Below are 1,681 nucleotides of genomic sequence, written 5' to 3'. Positions count from 1 at the left end.
GACGGTGCCCCCGGCCGGGCAGCACGCTGCCCGGCCGTCGGCACTGCGCCACCCGCTGGCACTGCGCCACCCGCTGGTACCGCGCCCGCCGTCGGCGCCCCCTTGCCGTCGGGAGGCATCACCTGGGTGCTGTCCGCCGCCTGCTCGTCACCATCGCGTCCGTCGTTCACCGGACCATCTCCTGCCATACCGCGCCGGAGCACGCCGTCGCTACGTGGTCTTCCGCCTGACGGCGTCATGCGCCAGGCTCCGCCGGATCGTCGCACGTTCCGCGCATCCGGCAGGCCCACGGGTCCGATCATCCCAGGATCAGGCGTGTCGGATTACCGACCTTCACCGGAAGTGACGGAGAATGGGCACCTTCGGCACCGGCCCGGCGCTGTCCGGCACGGACAGCTCACACCTCTAGCGGCAGCTGCGCCACCCCGGTGTCCCGTCTGACCGGCGCAAGCCGGAAAACGTCGCCGCGCGGCGCCACGAACGCCTGCCAGAAATGGTCCGCGACCTCGTCGGGGCGCAGCGGGCCCGCCGGGCTCACCCGCCCGTCGAGGACGACGGTGCGCAGCCGGATTCCGCGGGCGGCCAGGGTCGGCCGCAGCGCCTCAGCGAGGGCGGTCAGCCCCGCTTTGCCGACGGCCAGGGCGAAGCGGCCGGCCACCGGTTCGGTGCGGGGGCCCGCCGCGGTGAGCATGATCGTCGCGGCCAACCTGTCGTCGAGCAGTCCGGCGGCGACCTGCACGGCGGCCAACGCCCCGGTCACGTTGACCGCGAGGGTCTGGTTCAACGTCTCCGCCGCCACCGTGAGTGCGGCCCCGCGGATGCTGAGCTTGGCGTTGTAGACGAGCACGGTGAGCCCGCCGATCTCGGCGCAGACCCGCTCGACCGCGCCGGCGAGCGCCGGGGAGTCGGTGACGTCCGCGACCGCGCCCACGACGGGGAGCCCGTCTCCGGCCAGCGCGTCGCGCACCCGGGTGAGGGTGTCAGCGGACCGGGAGACGACCCCGAGCGCGAAGCCCTCCCGCCCATATCGGCGCAACAGCTCGACGCCGAAGCTCGCACCCGGTCCGACCACGACGAGGCCGCGCGTCAGCGGCCCAGCAGCCTCCGGCGTGCCCGCGGCGGTGGACGGGCCGCCTGCCGCGGAGGCTCCGGCCGGCTCCGGCGGCGCGCCCCGACGGCGCCCGGCGCCCGGTTCGCGCGGTCCGGTGCTGGTCATATCCCCATCCTGGCCGAGGCTGCGGCCGGACATGTCGGGGATGGCCGGATCGGCGCGCGGCGGGTCGCGACTGGCGAGCCGGCAGGCTGACAGCCCGGCAGGCTGACAGCCCGGCAGGCTGACGGATCTGCAGGCTGGCCCGGCAGGCTGACGGATCTGCAGGCTGACGGATCTGCCGCGTTGCTGCCGGGCGGGCCCGCGCTCAGGTTCGGGCGCGCTCGTCCCGGCCGGCCTGCACCGCGTTGGCGGCCCGCAGCGGGGCGCTGCGCACGTACGCCCACCCCAGGGCGCCGTTGACGAGGATCACCGGGATCAGCAAGAGCAACAGGGCGATGACGACCGCACCAAAAGTCTCCATGTCGTCTGCATACCCACGACCCACGACACCCCAGCCGGTGTGACGCAGAAAACCCCCCATACCCACAGCCCTGACCAGCTTCTCCCCGGAACCGCGCCGCACCCCCC

Annotated in this window: 3 protein-coding genes; 1 reads left to right on the top strand and 2 read right to left on the bottom strand. The window is 74.4% G+C overall.

Translation table 11 applies throughout. The annotated features are described in order from the left end of the window. Positions 1-230 (top strand): hypothetical protein (locus NBZ85_RS30895; RefSeq protein ID WP_261563398.1); only part of this gene is annotated, 230 nt, incomplete at its 5' end. Positions 231-397: 167 nt separating this feature from the next. On the opposite strand, the gene NBZ85_RS30890 is transcribed toward NBZ85_RS30895, so the two are convergent. Both NBZ85_RS30890 and NBZ85_RS30885 read right to left on the bottom strand, forming a co-directional pair. Beyond that, positions 398-1,216, bottom strand: coding sequence for an SDR family NAD(P)-dependent oxidoreductase (locus NBZ85_RS30890; RefSeq protein ID WP_261560716.1), 819 nt, complete (start codon positions 1,214-1,216; stop codon positions 398-400). Positions 1,217-1,418: 202 nt separating this feature from the next. Beyond that, positions 1,419-1,681: hypothetical protein (locus tag NBZ85_RS30885; RefSeq protein ID WP_261563397.1), on the bottom strand; the 263-nt coding region annotated here is incomplete at its 5' end.

The sequence above is a fragment of the Frankia tisae genome (assembly GCF_025403405.1).
GTDB classification, from domain to species: Bacteria; Actinomycetota; Actinomycetes; order Frankiales; family Frankiaceae; genus Frankia; species Frankia tisai.
Note: the sequence above shows the minus strand (reverse complement) of the source record. Positions and strands in the feature narration are given on the sequence as shown.